This window comes from Azospirillum sp. CT11-132 (genome assembly GCF_047302835.1).
GTDB lineage: Bacteria > Pseudomonadota > Alphaproteobacteria > Azospirillales > Azospirillaceae > Azospirillum.
On sequence record NZ_JBGLZA010000005.1, the window covers coordinates 331,454 to 349,341 of the forward strand.

The 17,888-nt window shown below is 67.2% G+C and carries 13 protein-coding genes, 2 pseudogenes and 1 other annotated feature; of the genes and pseudogenes, 10 read left to right on the forward strand and 5 right to left on the reverse strand.

Annotation, left to right across the window (positions count from 1 at the left end):
- Window positions 1–41: 41 nt before the first annotated feature.
- Window positions 42–2,717, reverse strand: a complete 2,676-nt coding sequence (locus ACCD06_RS21200) for a 2-oxoglutarate dehydrogenase E1 component (protein ID WP_413343301.1) — start codon at window positions 2,715–2,717, stop codon at window positions 42–44.
- 508 nt (window positions 2,718–3,225) lie between these two features.
- Here ACCD06_RS21200 and ACCD06_RS21205 point away from each other — a divergent pair.
- The 9 genes and pseudogenes from ACCD06_RS21205 to ACCD06_RS21245 all read left to right on the forward strand — a co-directional run.
- Window positions 3,226–4,311 carry a TRAP transporter substrate-binding protein gene (locus ACCD06_RS21205; RefSeq protein WP_109155758.1) on the forward strand — a complete coding sequence of 362 codons (1,086 nt, stop codon included), beginning with the start codon at window positions 3,226–3,228 and terminating at the stop codon, window positions 4,309–4,311.
- A 112-nt stretch (window positions 4,312–4,423) separates the two neighbouring features.
- Entirely contained in the window at window positions 4,424–5,071 is a 648-nt protein-coding gene (locus tag ACCD06_RS21210; RefSeq protein ID WP_247882492.1) for a TRAP transporter small permease subunit, read from the forward strand.
- Window positions 5,072–5,240: 169 nt separating this feature from the next.
- A complete protein-coding gene (locus ACCD06_RS21215; RefSeq protein ID WP_413344066.1) occupies window positions 5,241–7,031 on the forward strand; it encodes a TRAP transporter large permease in 1,791 nt (596 codons plus the stop codon).
- Window positions 7,032–7,050: 19 nt separating this feature from the next.
- On the forward strand, window positions 7,051–8,034 hold the full coding sequence (locus ACCD06_RS21220) for a ketopantoate reductase family protein (RefSeq protein WP_413343304.1): 984 nt from the start codon (window positions 7,051–7,053) through the stop codon (window positions 8,032–8,034).
- Between the two features lie 53 nt (window positions 8,035–8,087).
- Window positions 8,088–9,542, forward strand: coding sequence for an aldehyde dehydrogenase family protein (locus ACCD06_RS21225; RefSeq protein WP_413343306.1), 1,455 nt, complete (start codon window positions 8,088–8,090; stop codon window positions 9,540–9,542).
- Window positions 9,543–9,571: 29 nt separating this feature from the next.
- Complete coding sequence (locus tag ACCD06_RS21230) at window positions 9,572–11,062, forward strand: FAD-binding oxidoreductase (protein WP_413343308.1); 1,491 nt, start codon at window positions 9,572–9,574, stop codon at window positions 11,060–11,062.
- On the forward strand, window positions 11,062–11,922 hold the full coding sequence (locus tag ACCD06_RS21235) for a MaoC family dehydratase N-terminal domain-containing protein (RefSeq protein WP_413343310.1): 861 nt from the start codon (window positions 11,062–11,064) through the stop codon (window positions 11,920–11,922). Before ACCD06_RS21230 ends, ACCD06_RS21235 begins: the two co-directional genes overlap by 1 nt.
- Window positions 11,919–12,788: an aldolase/citrate lyase family protein gene (locus tag ACCD06_RS21240; RefSeq protein ID WP_413343312.1), complete on the forward strand. Its 870-nt coding sequence runs from the start codon at window positions 11,919–11,921 to the stop codon at window positions 12,786–12,788. Before ACCD06_RS21235 ends, ACCD06_RS21240 begins: the two co-directional genes overlap by 4 nt.
- A gap of 5 nt (window positions 12,789–12,793) precedes the next feature.
- Window positions 12,794–13,131: pseudogene (locus ACCD06_RS21245) on the forward strand (electron transfer flavoprotein subunit beta/FixA family protein); the annotation flags it as partial.
- Window positions 13,107–13,206 (reverse strand) — a sequence feature (AL1L pseudoknot). Its footprint overlaps the pseudogene before it by 25 nt.
- Here ACCD06_RS21245 and ACCD06_RS21250 read toward each other — a convergent pair.
- Window positions 13,129–13,490 (reverse strand): annotated as a pseudogene (locus ACCD06_RS21250) (IS3 family transposase); the annotation flags it as partial. (Overlaps the previous feature by 78 nt.) The pseudogenes ACCD06_RS21245 and ACCD06_RS21250 sit on opposite strands and share 3 nt — an antisense overlap.
- An 86-nt stretch (window positions 13,491–13,576) precedes the next feature.
- On the opposite strand from ACCD06_RS21250, the gene ACCD06_RS21255 reads away from it, so the two are divergent.
- Window positions 13,577–13,741 (forward strand): alpha-hydroxy-acid oxidizing protein, encoded by a 165-nt coding sequence (locus ACCD06_RS21255; protein WP_413343314.1) that lies wholly within the window; start codon window positions 13,577–13,579, stop codon window positions 13,739–13,741.
- Window positions 13,742–13,830: 89 nt separating this feature from the next.
- Here the strand turns inward: ACCD06_RS21255 and ACCD06_RS21260 are convergent, their stop codons facing one another.
- Genes ACCD06_RS21260 through ACCD06_RS21270 form a run of 3 tightly spaced genes read right to left on the reverse strand, consistent with a single transcriptional unit; the run spans window position 13,831 to window position 17,857 of the window.
- Window positions 13,831–15,705: a TRAP transporter large permease subunit gene (locus ACCD06_RS21260; protein ID WP_413343316.1), complete on the reverse strand. Its 1,875-nt coding sequence runs from the start codon at window positions 15,703–15,705 to the stop codon at window positions 13,831–13,833.
- Complete coding sequence (locus ACCD06_RS21265; RefSeq protein WP_413343318.1) at window positions 15,702–16,709, reverse strand: TRAP transporter substrate-binding protein; 1,008 nt, start codon at window positions 16,707–16,709, stop codon at window positions 15,702–15,704. The genes ACCD06_RS21260 and ACCD06_RS21265 overlap by 4 nt, the downstream gene beginning before the upstream one ends.
- A gap of 59 nt (window positions 16,710–16,768) precedes the next feature.
- Window positions 16,769–17,857 carry a maleylacetate reductase gene (locus ACCD06_RS21270; RefSeq protein WP_413343320.1) on the reverse strand — a complete coding sequence of 363 codons (1,089 nt, stop codon included), beginning with the start codon at window positions 17,855–17,857 and terminating at the stop codon, window positions 16,769–16,771.
- Between the last annotated feature and the right edge of the window lie 31 nt (window positions 17,858–17,888).

The following is a 17,888-nucleotide window of genomic DNA, read 5'->3' on the forward strand; positions in this document are numbered from 1 at the left end:
TTTGCTATCCGGTCCGGCCATCTCTGGAGACTGCCGGGTCGTCACTCCGCCGCCGCTTTCCCGCGGGATGGCGGAGAGGCGGCATTTGCAGCAGCGACAATTCCAGCGAAAGCCTGTTCGACCAACCGGCGCTGATCGGCGTCATGGTCGCCGTGGAAGCTGCCGGCGGGAGAGGCCGCCTCGGCGCGGGCCACGTAGGCGACGCGCGGCTCGATGCAGCCGGCCGCTTCCCGCAAGGCCTCCAGCCGGCGGTCGAGGTAGGTCCAGGCGCCCAGATTGACCGGCTCCTCCTGCGCCCACAGGCAGGATGCGTCCGGCCAGCGGCGGAACAGCGCCGACAGTTCGGCTTCGGGCAGAGGATACAGCATCTCCAGCCGCACCACCGCGACATCCTCGGTTCCCAAGGCTGCCCGTTCACGCTCCAACTCGTATGCCAGCTTGCCGCTGCATAGCAGGATGCGGCGAACCTGTTCCCCGGCAGTGACGACGATCGGCTGGAACCCGGTCCCGGGCGCGAGTTCGGCCAGCGCCGACACCGCGGCCGGCAGGCGCAGCAGGGTCTTCGGGCTCAGCACCACCAGCGGCTTGCGGTCGCGCCGCAACACCTGCCGCCGCAGCAGGTGGAAGTAATTCGCCGGAGTGGACGGATGGGCGATGCGGATGTTGTCACGTGCCGCCATCTGGAGGAAGCGTTCCGGCCGGGCGGAGGAGTGCTCCGGCCCCTGCCCTTCTAAGCCATGCGGCAGCAGGATGACGAGACCGGAGGGCTGGCGCCATTTGTCCTCGGCGCTGACGATGAACTGGTCGATCAGGACCTGGGCGCCGTTGGCGAAATCGCCGAACTGTGCCTCCCAGATCACCAGCGCGTCGGGCCGCTCCAGGCTGTAGCCGTATTCGAAGCCAAGCACGGCATATTCCGACAGCGGGCTGTTGACCACGTCGAAGCGTGCCTGCGGGACGCCCAAATGGTTGAGGCTGACCTGGCGGCGCCCAGTGACGGCATCGGTCAGCGCGAAATGCCGGTGAGAGAAGGCGCCCCGCACAACGTCCTGGCCGGTCAGCCGCACCGGCGTTCCATCCGTCAGCAGCGTGGCGAAGGCCAGCGCCTCGGCGGTCGCCCAGTCCAGCGGCTCCTCGGCGCGGCGACGGATGACGCGCTCGACCTTTCGGTCGACCGCCAATTCGTTCGGAATGGCGGCCAGTGCCGCAAGCAAGCTTCGCAGCCGGTCGGCGGCGATACCGGTGTCCGGTTCGATGGATGCCGAGCCGTTCGGAGCGAAAGGCGCCCAGCGGCCTCCGGGGAACCCGTCATGGTTCGGCCGGTGGTCGGCGGCGGCGGCAAGCGCCTCCTGGAAGTGGGCCTTGTGCCCGGCGGCCAGACCCTCCACCGCGCCGTCGCCGACGACGCCCTCCGCCACCAGTCGCTTGGCATAGAGCGCGCGCGCCGGCTGGTGTGTGTCGATCGCCGTGTAGTCCAGCGGCTGGGTGAAGCGCGGCTCGTCGATCTCGTTGTGACCGTTCCGGCGGTAGCCGACGAGGTCGATCACCGCGTCGCGCCCATGCGTCTGCCGGAAGGCGACGGCAAGATCGGCGGCCCGCAGCGCCGCGTCGGGATCGTCGGCATTGACGTGCAGGATGGGGCTGTCCACCGCCTTCCAAAGTCCGGTGCAGTGGAGTGAGGTCCGCGCCTCGTCACGTTCGGTGGTGAAGCCGATCTGGTTGTTGACGACGATATGGATGGTGCCGGCGACAGTGAAGCCGGCGACGCCGGACAGCTGCAGCGCCTCGGTCACGCTGCCCTGCCCGATTACGCTGGCGTCGGTGTGCAGCAGCACGCACAGAACCCGGCGCGCTTCGCCACCCTGCTCGCGGGCCAGATCCTGGCGCGCCCGCGCCCGGCCCAAGGTGACGGGATTGATCGCCTCCAGATGCGACGGGTTGGGAGACAGGGTCAGCGCAAGCGTCCGGTCGTCGAAGGACAGGCTGCTTTCCACCCCCATGTGATAGGGGACGTCGGCGGGAACCGGCGGATCGGCCAGGAACGGGTGCATGCCCTTGATGCCCGCGAACAGCTCGACCAGGGGCTTGCCCAGCACATTGGCCATCAGGCTGAGCCGGCCGCGGTGCATGGTCCCGACCTGAACCTCGGTGACGCCCGCCGCCGCCGCCGCCGCGAGGATGCGGTCCAGCAGGGGGATCAACGTCTCCATCCCCTCCGCGCCGAAGCGCTTCTTGGTCGGATAGCGGATGCCGAGCAGCCTTTCGAATTCCTCCGCCGCGCTCAGCAGCGACAGCGCCCGGCGACGCGCCTCGGCCGGCGGGAGGGTGTCGGCACCCTCATAGGCGTCGCGCAGCCAGGACCGCAGCACCGGATCGTCGATATGGGCGGTCTCAAGCGTCAGAGTGCCCTGATAGAGCCGGCGCAGCCTTGCGGTCTCCGCATCCTCGGACGCCATCCGAGCGGGCGGAGCGGTACGGCCCAGCGGATCGAGAGCGGCGGCGGCATGACCGCGCTGGCGGATTTCCTCATGCAGCAACACCAGCGGATCGGAGAGCGGAGCACCGGACGCCGGGGTGGCGGCGCCGAGTTCGTCCAGAATCTGGAAGACGGCTCGCCAGCTCACATCCACCGACGCTGGATCGTCGCGGAAGCGTTCCTGCAACGCTTCGAGATAGGCAGCCCCGGCGGCGTTGAGCGGAGAGGACGGCCTAGACATGGCGCACACCGTTCATGCGGTTGAACATCCGTCGTTTGAGGCGGTTGGGAACAGTCCGCCACAGACTATCGACCGGCCGCCCATCGCGGAGCGCACGGCGTGCCTGTAACAGATATTCATTGCGGGCATAACAAACCGTTTGCTGGCGCAGCCGTTTCACCGTGCCTCACTGGGTTTGAGCAAAACAGTTGGCATTCCTGAAGGCTTGCCTGGCTTATGGCTGGTATGCCCACGAAACACATTCCGCTGTGCTAACGCTTGCTCCACTGTCAGGGTCACCACATCGTCCCTGGCCGTTCCCAGAAAATCCTCAGCGATATGCGGAACACAAGCCAACACCCATGAACCTCGCGCCAAGGAGAGGCCGCGCCTACCGCCAGATGTTCGAAAGCAGGATGCCTGTCCAACTGGATGCATATGGCCCTGTAACTTGACGACACCAACGGCTCCGCCGCGTCCAATCGGCATCGCGTCGCCACACAACAAGAACTTCGGGAGGAAAAACAGCATGAAGCGCCGTCAATTCTTCAAGGGTGCCGCCGTCGCCGCCGGTGCATCCACGCTTGCGGCCCCGGCCATCGCCCAGTCGGAGCCGACGATCCGCTGGCGCTGCGTGTCCAGTTTCCCGAAAAACATCGACGTGCTCTATGGCAGCGCCGAGGTGATGGCGAAGAACGTCGCCGAGGCCACCGACGGCAAGTTCCAGATCCAGGTCTTCGCCGCCGGCGAGGTGGTCCCGGCGCTGCAGGCGCTGGATGCCGCCAGCAACGACACGGTGGAGATGTGCCACACCGCGTCCTACTACTATGTCGGCAAGGACCCGGCCTTCGCCTTCGGCTGCTGCCTGCCCTTCGGCCTGAACACCCGCCAGCAGAACGCTTGGTTTTATCACGGCGAAGGCGGCAAACTGCTGGAGGAGTTCTATGCCGGCTACAACCTGAAGGCGCTGGCCGGCGGCAACACCGGCGCCCAGATGGGCGGCTGGTTCCGCAGCGAGATCAAGAGCGTCGAAGACCTGAAGGGGCTGAAGTTCCGTATCTCGGGCCTGGGCGGCCAGATCCTCTCCAAGCTCGGCGTGGTGGCGCAGCAGATCGGCGGCGGCGACATCTACCCGGCGCTGGAGCGCGGCACCATCGATGCCGCCGAGTTCAACGGCCCCTACGACGACGAGAAGCTCGGCCTCTACAAGATCGCGCCTTACTATTATTATCCGGGATGGTGGGACGGCACATCGCTCCAGCACTTCTTCATCAACACCAACCGCTGGAACAGCCTGCCGAAGCATTATCAGGCGGCGCTGACCGCTGGCGCGGCGCTCGCCAACGTCGACAGCGTGGCGCGCTACGATGTGCTGAACCCGGCGGCGCTGAAGCGCGTGGTCGCCAACGGCGCAAAGCTGCGTGCCTTCCCGCAGGATGTGCTGCAGGCCAGCCACAAGGCGGCGATGGACCTCTATGACGAGCTGGCGGACAAGAACCCGGCCTTCAAGAAGCTCTATGAGAGCTACCGCCGCTTCCAGAACGACTCCAACCTGTGGCTCCAGGCATCCGATTACGCCTACGACAGCGCAACGCTCCGCCTGACCCGGCGCTGATCCGCCGCCGCTCCTTGCGATATCCCAACCGGGACCGGATGCCGCCATCGCCGCATCCGGTCCCGGCTCCGTCGCGGCCTTCGCGACCGGCCTTCCGGGAGAAGCTGCCCCCATGACGAGCCACACCCCCTCCCCTCTGATCACGGCCCTGGTCGGGGCCTGCCGGCTGGTCGATGCGGTCACCGCCCGGCTGGGCAAGGCCATATCCTGGCTGATCCTGCTGGCGATCCTGGTCTCGGCGGTCAATGCCGTCATCCGCAAGCTGTTCGACGTCAGCTCCAACTCGTGGCTGGAACTGCAATGGGTGCTGTTCGCCGCGGTGTTCCTGCTCTGTTCCCCCTGGACGCTGAAGGACGACGAACACATCCGCATCGACATCGTCAACGCGATGCTGACCAAGCGCGCGCGCGACGGCATCGACCTGTTCGGCCATATTGCCTTCCTGCTGCCCTTCAGCTTCGTGATGATGATCACCTCCTGGCCCTTCGCCATCACCTCCTTCGCCATCGAGGAACAGTCGATGAACGCCGGCGGGTTGCCGCAATGGCCGGCGAAGCTGCTGATTCCGCTCGGGTTCACCGTGCTGTTCGTCCAGGGCCTGTCGGAGCTGGTCAAGCGCGCCGCGGTCATGTCCGGACATCTGGAGGACGCGAGCCAGCGGGCCGGAGGTCATCAGGCGGCGGCCGAGGCGGAGGCCGAGCGGCTGCTCGCCGCTGAACGCGAACGGACCGCCCATCCCGACACCATTCCCAGCCGGTAGACGCGCGATGAGCACGACCTCCCCCTCCATTTCGCCGCGCACCGTCCGGCTGTCCGTCATCTCCCTGCTGCTGCTGGCCGCCGTCGCCGTGGCGCTTTATGTGCTGCCGGTGCCGGGTGCCGGCGCGCTCGCCGAACAGGACGGCTGGCGCGGCTGGTTCGGCCACAACATGGCGCCGATCATGTTCGCCGTGCTGGTGGTCATGCTGCTGCTGGGCTATCCGGTCGCCTTCGCACTGGCCGCCAACGGCTTGCTGTTCGGCCTGATCGGCATCGAGCTGGGCCTGTTCCGACCCGATCTGTTCCAGGCGCTGCCGGAACGCGTCTACGGCACGATGAACAATGACGTGCTGCTGGCCGTGCCCTTCTTCACCTTCATGGGGCTGGTGCTGGAACGCTCCGGCATGGCAGAGGATCTGCTCGACACCATCGGACAGCTGTTCGGGTCGATCCGGGGCGGCCTCGCCTACGCCGTCATTTTCGTCGGCGCGCTGCTGGCAGCGACGACCGGGGTGGTCGCGGCTTCCGTCATCTCCATGGGCCTGATCTCGCTGCCGATCATGCTGCGCTACGGCTACGACCGCCGTCTGGCGTCGGGCATCATCGCCGCCTCGGGCACGCTGGCGCAGATCATCCCGCCGTCGCTGGTGCTGATCGTCATGGCCGACCAGCTCGGCCGCTCCGTCGGCGACATGTACGAGGCCGCCTTCATCCCCGGCCTGCTGCTGTCAGGCCTGTACGCCCTCTATGTCTTCATCGTCTCGATCATCTTCCCCAAGGCCGCCCCCGGCCTGCCGCCGGAGGCCATCGCCTACCGCGAGCCGAACGGCGCACGCGGCATCTGGCAGCTCGGCCTGCTCGCCCTGTTCTCCGGCGCGGTCGCTTATTGGGTGATGGGCCGCACCGGCGTGAAGTCCGGCGCCGACTATGTCGTGCTGCTGCTGTCCTTGACGGTGCTGGTGGCCTTCCTGGCCGCCACCTTCAACCGGACCTTCGGCGTGCAGCGTCTGGTTCTGCAGGCAGCCGTCACGGCGGTGCTGACGGCGGGAGCCGCATGGCAGACGCTGAACGGCTGGACCACGCTGGCCCTGCTGGGCGATTCCGTCGCGGCGGGCGCGCTCTATGCCCTGGCGGTGGCGCTGGTGGAGCGGGCCAGCGGCCGGCGCCTGATCTCCCGGATGGCGGAGCAGGCCACCTTCGTGATGGTGCCGCCGCTGGCGCTGATCTTCCTGGTGCTCGGCACCATCTTCATCGGCCTCGCCACCCCGACCGAGGGCGGCGCCATGGGTGCCGTCGGCGCGCTGGCGCTGGCAGCGATGAAGAAGCGGCTGAGCTTCGACATGGTGCGTCAGGCCACCTATTCGACGGCGAAGCTGGCGGCCTTCGTGCTGTTCATCCTGATCGGCGCCCGGGTGTTCTCGCTGACCTTCTACGGCGTCAACGGCCATGTGTGGGTCGAGGAGCTGATGGTCTCCCTGCCCGGCGGGCAGCTGGGCTTCCTGATCGCAGTCAGCATCATGGTGTTTCTGCTGGCCTTCTTCCTCGATTTCTTCGAGCTGGCCTTCATCATCATCCCTCTGCTGGCACCGGCGGCGGACCGGCTGGGCATCGATCTGGTATGGTTCGGCATCATCCTGGCGGTGAACATGCAAACCAGCTTCATGCATCCGCCCTTCGGCTTCTCGCTGTTCTTCCTGCGGTCGGTGGCGCCGAAGCTGCCCTACATCGACCGCGTGACGAAGAAGGAGACGGCGCCGGTCCTGACCAGCCAGATCTATTGGGGCGCCGTGCCCTTCGTCGTCATCCAGCTCGTGATGGTCGGTCTGGTGATCGCCTTCCCGCAAATGGTCATGCATTACAAGTCGACTGCCGTCAAACTTGACGACAAGCAGATCGAAGAGCAGTTCCAGGGACTGGGCAACAACATGGACGACGCGCTGCCGCCTCTGGAATTCAAGTGAGACAGGAAGGGGAGACGACATGCGCATCGCCGTCGTAGGGGCCGGCGCCGTGGGCGGCGCGCTGGCGGGGTATCTCGCCGCGACCGGCCGGCACGAGCTGTCGCTGCTGGCGCGCGGCGCCCATCTGGCGGCCATCCGCGAGCGCGGACTGGCCGTCCAGACACCGAAAGGCACGCTGATCTCCCGGCCCCAGGCCAGCGACGATGCCGCCGACCTGGGTCCCCAGGACGTGGTGATCGTCACGGTCAAGGGGCACGGGCTGCCGGCGCTGGCCTCGTCCTTCCCGTCGCTCTGCGGACCTGACACGCTGGTGGTGGCGGCGCAGAACGGCATTCCCTGGTGGTATCTGCACGGCGCCGGCGACGGTGTCGCAGCGGAGCCGCTGGAGGTGGTCGATCCCGGTGGCGCCTTGTGGTCCGCCATCGGACCGGAGCGGGTCGCCGCCTGCGTGATCGAGGTGCTGCCCGCCCGCATCGTCGAACCGGGCGTCGTCGCCCACACCGCGCTGCCGGTGCTGGCCTTCGGGGCGCCACGCCCGGGCGAGCATGCCGGGAGGCTGGCGGCGCTGGCCGACAGCTTCAATGCAGCCGGCGCGACCGCCCGTCTGCCCGCCGACATCCGCGTCCCGCTGTGGAGCAAGCTGATGCTCAACATGGCGGTCGGCCCGACCAGCGTGCTGACCGGCGCCACCATGGGCGCCATGGAGCAGGCTCCCGGCATGGCTGCCGTCCAGGGCCAGCTGATGCGTGAATGCCTGGATGTGGCCCGTGCCTGGGGCGTCGACCTCCCCGACGACATCGATGAGCGGCTCAGCCGCGGCAGCGGCGTTCCCGGCCACAAGCCGTCGATGCTGCAGGATTTCGAGGCAGGGCGCAGCATGGAGATCGACCCCATCGTGACCGCCGTCCTTGAACTGGCCCGCCGCCGCAGCGTGCCGGTGCCGACAATCGAGACGCTGTGGGCGCTGACCGCCCTGAAAGAGCGGGTGGCGCGCGCCGGCTGATGCCGGCCGCCGCACCTCCCCTCGAACCAACAGATTTCCGGAGAAGACCCGACATGTCCCCCGACACCCGTCCGATCACCAACTTCATTGCCGGCAGCTGGCGGCCGGGCCGCGACCGGCTCGACATCTTCAATCCGTCGGACCTGGACGAACTGGCCGGTTCCTACACGCTGGCCGGTGCCGACGACGTGGCCGAGGCGGTGGCCGCCGCCCGCAAAGCCCAGCCACAATGGCGTGCCACCACGGTGGAGCAGCGCTCCCTGGTGCTCGACGCCATCTCCCGCGCGCTGTTCGACTGCAAGGACGAGCTGGCGCGGATCGCCGCCACCGAAGGCGGCAAGACCATCCCCGACGCGCTGGGCGAGATCGTCCGCGCCGCCCATCTCGCCCGCTTCTTCTCGGCCGAGGCGCTGCGTGCGCCGGGCGAGACGCTGGGCTCCGTGCGGCTGGGGGTCGAGGTCGACGTGACGCGAGAGCCGGTCGGCGTCATCGGTCTGGTGACGCCCTGGAACTTCCCCGTCGCCACGCCGATGTGGAAGATCGCCCCGGCGCTGGCTTTCGGCAATGCGGTGATCTGGAAACCGTCGGAAAAGACCCCCGGCATCTCCATCGCCGTCACCCGCATCATCGCGGCGGCCCTGGAAGCGCACGGCATGCCAGCGGGCCTGTTCAATCTGGTGATCGGCGCCGGTCCGAATGTCGGCGCCGCAGTGGTCGATACGGTGGACGCGGTGTCCTTCACCGGTTCGGTCAACACCGGACGGCGCATCGCCGTGCGCTGCGCCGAACGCATGATCCGCGTACAGCTCGAACTTGGCGGTCAGAACCCGCTGGTCGTGCTCGCCGACGCCGATCCCGAGCGTGCCGCCGAGATCGGGGTCAACAGCGCCTATTTCCACGCCGGGCAGCGCTGCACCGCCACCGGCCGATTCATCGTCGAGGACAGCATCCACGATGCGTTCGTCGCCGCGATGGTGGATCGGATGGCGGCGCTGCGCGTCGGCCACGCCCTGCAACCGGAAACGCAGATCGGTCCGGTGATCGACGAATTCCAGCTGAGCAAGAACCTGCACTATATCGACACCGGCCTTGACGAGGGCGCCCGTCTGGCGTCCGGCGGCACCCGGCTGGACCGACCGACGCGTGGGTATTTCCTGGCGCCGACCCTGTTCACCGAGACCAGCAACGCCATGACCATCAACCGGGAGGAGGTGTTCGGCCCGGTCGCCAGCGTCATCCGCGTCAGCGATTACGAGGAGGCGCTGGCTGTCGCCAACGACACCGACTATGGCCTGTCGTCGGGCATCATCACCAACTCGATGAAGCACGCCCGCCATTTCCAGGCGAACATCCAGGCCGGCATGACCATGCTGAACCTGCCGACGGCGGGCGTCGACTACCACGTCCCCTTCGGCGGCCGGAAGATGTCGAGCTACGGCCCGCGCGAGCAGGGGCGCTCGTCCATCGAATTCTACACCATCATCAAGACGGCCTACCGCGCGCTGTGACGCAGGCCCGAAGCCCAGGGAGAGCTCCCTTGCCGAACGATATCCAGACCAGCGGGCAGACCAGCGGACAGGCCACCCTCCGGCCGGACTTCGCGACGGCCGTCCTCGCCCCGATCCGCGCCATCGTCGGCGAGCGGGGCCTCATCACCGATCCCGACACCATGAAGCCCTTCATGGAGTCCTGGCGTGACGGCTGGGTCGGCCGGTCGCCCGCCGTGGTGCTGCCCGACAGCACCGAGGCTCTCGCCGCCGTCGTCCGCATCTGCGCCGAAACCCGCACGCCGATCGTGCCGCAGGGCGGCAACACCGGCCTGACCGGGGCCAGCCAGCCCCATGCCGACGGATTGGAGATCGTCATCTCCACCAACCGGCTGAACCGCATCCGCGAGATCGACATCGACAACGACACGATGACGGTGGAGGCCGGCTGCATCCTCGCCAACATCCAAAACGCGGCGCGCGATGTCGGCCGGCTGTTCCCGATGAGCCTCGCCGCCGAGGGATCGTGCCAGATCGGCGGCAACATCGCGACCAACGCTGGCGGCGTGCAGGTCGTGCGTTACGGCAACATGCGCAACCTCGTGGCCGGGCTGGAGGTGGTGCTGCCCGATGGGCAAATCTGGAACGGGCTGCGCGGCCTGCGCAAGGACAATGCCGGCTATGACCTGAAACAGATCTTCATCGGGTCCGAAGGCACGCTGGGCATCGTCACCGCCGCGGTGCTGAAACTCTCGCCGCTGCCGCGCGCCACCGCCACGGCGCTGGTCGCGGTGTCGGGCCCCAGCGACGCCGTCGATCTGCTGACCCGCGCCAAGGGCGTGGCGGGCGACCGCATCGTCACCTTCGAGCTGATCCAGCGCGCCTGCATCGACGTGGCTCGCAAACATGTGCCGGACGTGCCCGATCCCCTCCGCGACCGCTACCCCTGGTATGTGCTGGTGGAGCTGGCCGACCAGGAGTCCGGCAACCGTCTGGCCGAAATGCTGGAAGGCATCCTGGAGGCGGGGATGGAGGCCGGAGAGGTGCTCGACGGTGTGGTCGCCGCATCGAAGGCCCAGGCCGATTCGCTGTGGCGCATCCGCGAGGGCATTCCGGAAGGCCAGAAGCGTGAAGGCGTATCCTTCAAGCACGACGTCTCGGTGCCGATCTCCCGCGTCGCGCGATTCCTTGATCGCACCGACGCGGCTCTGGAACGGGCCTGCCCAGGCATCCGCCCCTTCTCCTTCGGCCATCTCGGCGATGGCAATATCCATTACAACCCAATCCAGGCGGAGGATGGCGACCCGGTCGAGTGGAAGGCCAAGCTGGCGACGGTCAACGCCATCGTCCACGACATCGTCGTCGAACTCGGCGGCTCGATCTCGGCCGAACACGGCATCGGCCGCCTGCGCATCGACGAGATGCCGCGCTACAAATCAGCGGTGGAACTGGAGATGATGGCAACGCTGAAGCGTGCCTTCGATCCGCACAACATCATGAATCCGGGAAAAATCCTGCACATATCCGGGGTGTCGCCGTGATGTTCGATCATCTGAAGGATTGGGTCGGCCGGGTGGAGATGCGGACTGATACCGCCGCCGCCGCACCGCTGGCGGGGCTGGCCGCGACGCTGGACCACGACACCCCGCCATGGCCGGCGGGAGAGTTGCCGCCGCTCGGCCATTGGCTGCATTTCCTCCCCAATGCGCTGCAGCGGGACATTGGCGAGGACGGCCACCCGCACAAGGGCGGCTTTCTGCCGCCGGTGCCGCTGCCCCGGCGGATGTGGGCCGGCAGCGACATGCGCTTCCTGGCGCCGATCCCCATCGGTGCGGAAATGCGGCGCGTCTCCACGATCCAGGCTGTGGAGCACAAGGCCGGTCGGTCCGGCGACATGGTGTTCGTCAGCGTGATGCACGAGATCGCGACCGACGCCGGAGTCGCCATCCGTGAAAAGCAGGACATCGTCTATCGCGAAGCCGCGAAGCCGGGCGAGACGGTTCCGCCGGCCGTGACAGCCGAGCCGCTGCCCGCCCCCCGCTGGACCGGCAGCGTAACCCCCGACCCGGTGCTGCTGTTCCGTTATTCGGCGCTGACTTTCAATGGCCACCGCATCCATTACGACCGCCCCTACTGCCGCGAGACCGAAGGCTACCCGGGGCTGGTGGTGCATGGGCCGCTGACGGCGACCCTGCTGATGGACCTGGTGTTGCGCAATCTCGGCGGCGATCTCGGAGACCGGCGGGTCGCCGGCTTCCGCTTCCGTGCCCGGCGGCCATTGTTCGACACAGCGCCCTTCACACTAAACGCGGCGGACAGGGAGGACGGTGAAATCGAAGGGTGGGTGGTCGGCCCGGACGGTCAGGTCGCCATGACCGCCGAATTCGTGGTCACCCCATGAGCGGGCCGTTCAACGACAGGCGGCCCCGCCGCAGCTGGCTGTTCACCCCGGCGACCCGCCCGGAGCGCTTCGACCGTGCTGCCCGATCCGGCGCCGATGTGCTGATCATCGACCTGGAGGATGCCGTTCCACCGGCCGACAAGGCGGCGGCGCGCGACACGGCGCTGGCCGCCCTCGCGGCACCGCCGGCCGTTCCGATCCTGCGGGCGTTGCGCATCAACGCACCGGTGACGCCCGAAGGGTTGGAGGACCTGCTGGCGCTGACGCGCCGGCCGCCAAACGGCGGGCCGGACTGCGTCATCGTGCCAAAGGTCGACAGTGCCGAGACCATCCGCTGGATCGACGCGCTGCTGAGCGGCATGGGAAGGTCCGTGCCGCTGGTGGCGCTGATCGAATCGGCCCGTGGCGTCGCCGCCGCGGAGGAGATCGCCCACGCGTCGCCCCGGCTGGCTGCGCTGTTCTTTGGTGCCGCGGACCTGTCCGCCGACCTGGGCTGCGCCAGCGCGTGGGAGCCGCTGCTGTCCGCACGCTCGCGGCTGGTCAATGCCGCGGCTCTGGCCGGCATCGAAGCGGTGGACTCCCCATTTTTCGATCTGACCGATGCAGCAGGGATGCAACGGGAGGCCGCCGCCGCCCTGGCTCTGGGATTCGGCGCCAAGGCGGCGATCCATCCTGGCCAGATATCCGCTATCAACGCGACCCTGACGCCGACCGAGGCCGAAATCGCCCATGCCCGCCTTATCTTGGCGGAAAGTGTGAAGGGTGTTGCGGTGGTCGATGGCCGCATGATCGACGAAGCTATGGCACGAAAGGCCCGCCGCATTCTGTCTCGCGCCACATCTGCGGCCCAGCCGCAAGAGGACTGATATTCATGAAGCTCCTTGTCCCCTGAAGCGGGTTGTCGACTACAATGTGAAGATCCGCGTCAAGGCGGATGGCAGCGGCGTCGAGACCGCCAACGTGAAGATGAACATGAACCTCTTCGACGAGATTGCAGTCGAAGAGGCGGTGCGGTGCAAGGAAGCCGGTAAGGCGACCGAGATCGTGGTCGTTTCCGTCGGCCCGACCCAGGCCCAGGAGACCCTGCGCACCGCTCTTGCCATGGGTGCCGACCGCGCCATCCTGATCCAGACCGACGTGACGACCGAGCCGCTCGCCGTCGCCAAGGTGCTGAAGGCCCTGGTCGAGAAGGAGGCCCCCGGCCTCGTGGACGGCGCGGTGTTCGTCGACGAAGGCGATCATTTCCTGAACGGGCGGTCGAGCTCCGCCTGGGCGAAATACGCCGACGCCTTGCGAAGGATTTCATTCGCTTGGCGCAGTTCTCGCACCTCACGCTCCAGCGCCTTGATCCGCTCCTGCTCGTCCGTTGTCGGACCAGAACGCTTGCCCTGATTACGCTCGGCCTGCCGACCCCAGTTCCCCAGCGTCTCGGCATTGCAACCGTTCTTCGCCACGATCGAGCCGATCACTGCCCACTGCTAGGCGTGCTCGCCTTCGTGCTCGAACACCATCCGAAGCGCGCGCTCTCGGACTTCAGGGGCGTATTCGGGGGATGCCTGCTTCGTCATGATGACCCCACTCTCTCAGAAGATGGGGCCTCCAGTGAACCCGGTGCGGTTCAAACCTTTCTCGCCGGCCTGTTTGGGATCGCCGCATGACAGTGCTGATGTCGCAGTTCTCGGGACTTGCAGCGGGTGGAGAAGTCGGCATCACCCACGCCATTCGCATCTTGGGTCGCGAACTCGACATTCCGATGGCGCTGTGCGGAGTGAGCAACGTGTCGGCCATTGGGTCCGACCATCTGCTGGCGCCGGTGTAGGCGCTGTTCCGCGCGGACCGCCTTGATACGATAAAAGCCGGCCCCGGGGCGAACCGGGGCCGGCTTCGGGCGGCTACGACGAGCAGCGATCACAGAAAGCCGGTCGAAAGCCAGGGAATTGCGGCGACCAGCACCAGTCCGACCAGCAGAGCCGCCAGATAGCCCAGGATCGGGCGCATGCCCTCATCCGGGTTGACCCGGCCAATGGCCGAGGCGACATAGAAACCGACGCCGAAGGGCGGGGCGAACAGGCCGAGGCCCATGGCGAGGATCACCACCATCGCATACTGCACCTCATGCACGCCCATCTCGCGGGCGATGGGGAACAGCAGCGGGCCGAACAGTACGATGGCCGGAATCCCCTCCAGCACGCTGCCGAGGATGATGAAGGCGACGATGGATACGGCAAGGAAGGTGAAAGCGCCTCCCGGCAGGCCGGCCATGAACTGCGCCAGATCGGTCGAGAACCCCGAGCGTGTCAGGCACCAGGCCATCGCCGTTGCGGTGCCGATGATGAACAGGATCGCTCCCGACAGCGCCGCGGTCTCGACCAGCATGGGTACCACCCGCCCCCAGTCGAAGCGGCGATAGACCAACAATCCAACGGCAACGGCATAGACGATGCCGATGGTCGAAACCTCGGTCGCCGTGGCGACGCCCTCGATCACCGCGGTGCGGATGACGAAAGGGAGGGCGAGCGCGGGCAGCGCCACCACCAGGCTGCGGCCCAACTCACGACCGGTCGGCCGACGTACTCCCGACAGGTTTTCATGGCGGTAGCGGTGGCGGACAACCAGACACAACATCACCGCCAGCAGCAAGCCGGGCAGCAGGCCGCCGGTGAAGAGCGCAGCGATGGAAACGCCGGTGACCGAGCCGATGGTGATCAGCACGATGCTGGGCGGAATGGTCTCCGTCTGCGCGCCGGTCGCCGCCAGCAGCGCCACCAGATCGCCCGGCTTGGCACCGCGGGCTTTCATCTCGGGGAACAGAACCGGGGCAACTGCCGCCATGTCGGCAGCCTTCGAGCCGGAGATGCCGGACACCAGATACATCGCGCCGATGAGCACATAGGACAGGCCGCCGCGCACATGGCCGAGCAGGTTGGCCAGCACCGCCACCATGGCGCGGGCCATGCCGGTCATCTCGATCAGCAATCCTAAGAAGACGAACAGTGGCACCGAGAGCAGGATCAGGTGTGACATGCCCTCATCCATTCGGCCGACGACGACCAGCAGCGGCACCCTGGTGGTCAGGGCGAGGTAGCCGAAGCTCGACAGTCCGAAGGCGAAGGCGATGGGCACACCGGCGAACACGGCCCCTGCAACCACGAGCACAAAGAAGACCAGCAGGTTAAGCTTGCCGAGATCGGCCAGCATAGGCTGGAGGACGAAGAACAATGCGGCGATCGTCGCAACCGCCGCTACAGCACCCACCACCAGCTTGAGATCGCCCACCCGTGCGAGGCGGATCAGAGCCGCCGCGATCATCAATCCGAGACCGGTCGGCAATGCAGCCGCGCGCCACATGTTCGAGATCTGCAGAGCCGGGGTGGTGATCTCCAGCTCCTCCCAGGCGAATTCGCCAGCCGGCATGATGACCAGCAGCAGGAAACAGAGTGCCGCCGCCACCGCGAAGACATCAAGGAACGCCCGCGCGCGTGGCGATGCCCAACTGACGAAAGCGGTCATCCGCATATGCTCGCCACGGCGGAAGGCGACAACGGTTCCCAACATCGCCAGCCAGAGGAACAGGATCGACGCCAGTTCGTCCGACCAGGTGATCGGAGCGTGGAGCACGTAGCGGGCGACGATACCGGTGAAGAGAATCACCACTTCCGCGGCCACCAGAAGCGCCACCGGCAGTTCGGATAGCCAGCCCAGAAGCCGGTCGGCATGCGCCAGCCACCGGCTGGCGCCGTCGGGCGAGCCGGCGGTGGACTTGTGATCCACCACCGCCGTCATGTCAGCGCCCCTACCGAACTTTCCAGGGCGCTCCAGGCCTCTTCACCGTATTTGGCTTTCCATTCGCCGTAGAAGCCAGACTTGCGCAGGGCTTCCCGGAACGGCGCCGGATCGACCTTGTTAAAGGTCAGCCCCTTCTGCGAGAGCGAACCTTGCAGCGCGTCGTTGAGGCCGGCGATGTCCTGGCGCTGCTGCAGCGCGCCGTCGTTCAGGTTCCGGCTGACGATCTGCCGCAAATCCTCAGGCAGTCCACGCCAGGAGCGGCCGTTGGTGACGATCCACGAACCGTCCCAGACATGGTTGGTGATGGAGCAGAATTTCTGCACCTCGTAGAACTTGGCGGTGTCGGCCACCACCAGCGGATTCTCCTGTCCGTCGACCACGCCGGTCTGCAGCGCTGCATAGACCTCGCCCAGGTTGATGCTGGTCGGCGACGCGCCCAGCCCCTTGAACAGCGACACATAGACCGGGCTGACCGGGACGCGGATCTTGAAGGCCGCCAGATCGGCCGGCCCGGTGATCGGCTTGGTGCTGGTGGTGATCTGGCGGAAGCCGTTGTCCCAGATGCGGTCGAGGGCGTGGAGGCCGGCCTTGTCGAACCCCTTGCGGATCACCCCGCCGAGTTGGCCGTCCATCGCCTTCCAGACAGCGTCATAGTCCTTGAACGCGAACCCCATGCCGTTGATCGACGCAACCGGAACCAGGGTCGACAGGATCAGGCCGCCGGTGCTGAAGAATTCGATGCCGCCGGAGCGCACCTGCGCCAGCAGGTCGCTGTCGCCGCCGAGCTGGCTGTTGGGGAAGACGGCGATGTCGACCTTGCCGCCGGTCTCCTTGCGGATGCGTTCGGCCGCTTCGACAGCGCGGACATGCAGCGGGTGGCTCGCCGGGAAGCCATGGCCGAACTTCCATGCGAATTCCGCGGCATGCGCCTTTGAGATGAAGGGTGCGGCCAGGGCGCCCACCGCGGTAGCGGCCAGAAACTGCCTACGCTTGATCAACATCTTGGTTCCCTCCCTTTTTGTGTTCTCTCGTCCGGATTGCCCTCCGTGCCGGCCGGCCCTTACCGGCCCGACGGCGATCCTGGGCGACGCCCCTCCACTGCCGCCGCGAGGATGCCGCGCACGGCTTCTTCGGTCACCGGTCCGGGGTTGTAGCTGTTGTCCGTCTCGACGGTGAGCCGGGCGGCCTCCTCGATCCGGTCGGCGGAAAAGCCGACCTCCGTCAGCCGCGTCGGCAGGCCGACCGTTTCCATCATGTCGAAAATGGCGGCGCCGATGTCTTCCACGCCGATGGCGGCGGCAAGCCGGTCCATCGCCTGGGGGGCGAAGGGTGCATTGTAGGCTGCGACATGGGGCAGCACCAGCGCATGGGACAATCCGTGCGACACGCCGTAGGTGCCGCCCAGGACATGGGCGACGCCATGCTGGAGCGCGAAGCCGCCGGCCAGCGCCGCACCGGCGAGGTGGGCGCCGTACAGCAGGTCGGCACGCGCTTGCCCATCGTCCGGACGGTCGGCCACCCGCGGCAGCGCGTCCATGATCGCCCGCGCGCCCTCCATCGCCGCCGGCACGATCACCGGGCTGATGGTGGGGGTGTAGATGGCATCGACACAATGGGCGAGCGCGTTCATGGCGCTGGCCATGCTGACGTCCACCGGCAGCCCGAGCGTCAGCGAGGGGTCATAAACAACGGTGCCGGCCAGCATGCGCAGGCTCTGGTGCATCCGCTTGACGCCGTCGATGGTGATCCCGCAAAAGCCGGTCATCTCGGAGCCGGAATAGGTGGTCGGCACGGCGATGATCGGCAGCCCGAGGTCCAGCGCGATGGCTTTGCCCAAGCCGATGGAGGCGCCGCCGCCGACGCTGACCAGGCAGTCGGCGCCCATTTCGCGCGCCTTGGCCCGGCCCCGGATGGCCAGTTCGATGGGTACCTGGGAAATCGCTTCCGGCAGGATGCCGATACAACGGCTTCCAAGACGGTCGGCGACACGCCCACCCATTGCGCTGCGGCCGGGAGTGGAGACGACGAGCGCATGCTTTGCGCCCAGCCGCTCCACCTCCGCGTCGATCCGGTCAATGGCCCCGGCTCCGAAGACGACCCGCGATGGCAGCGCGTTGAACACGTCGCCGGGGGTGCTGAATTCTCTCATGATGGAAATCCGTCCGATAGGTCGGTGAGGG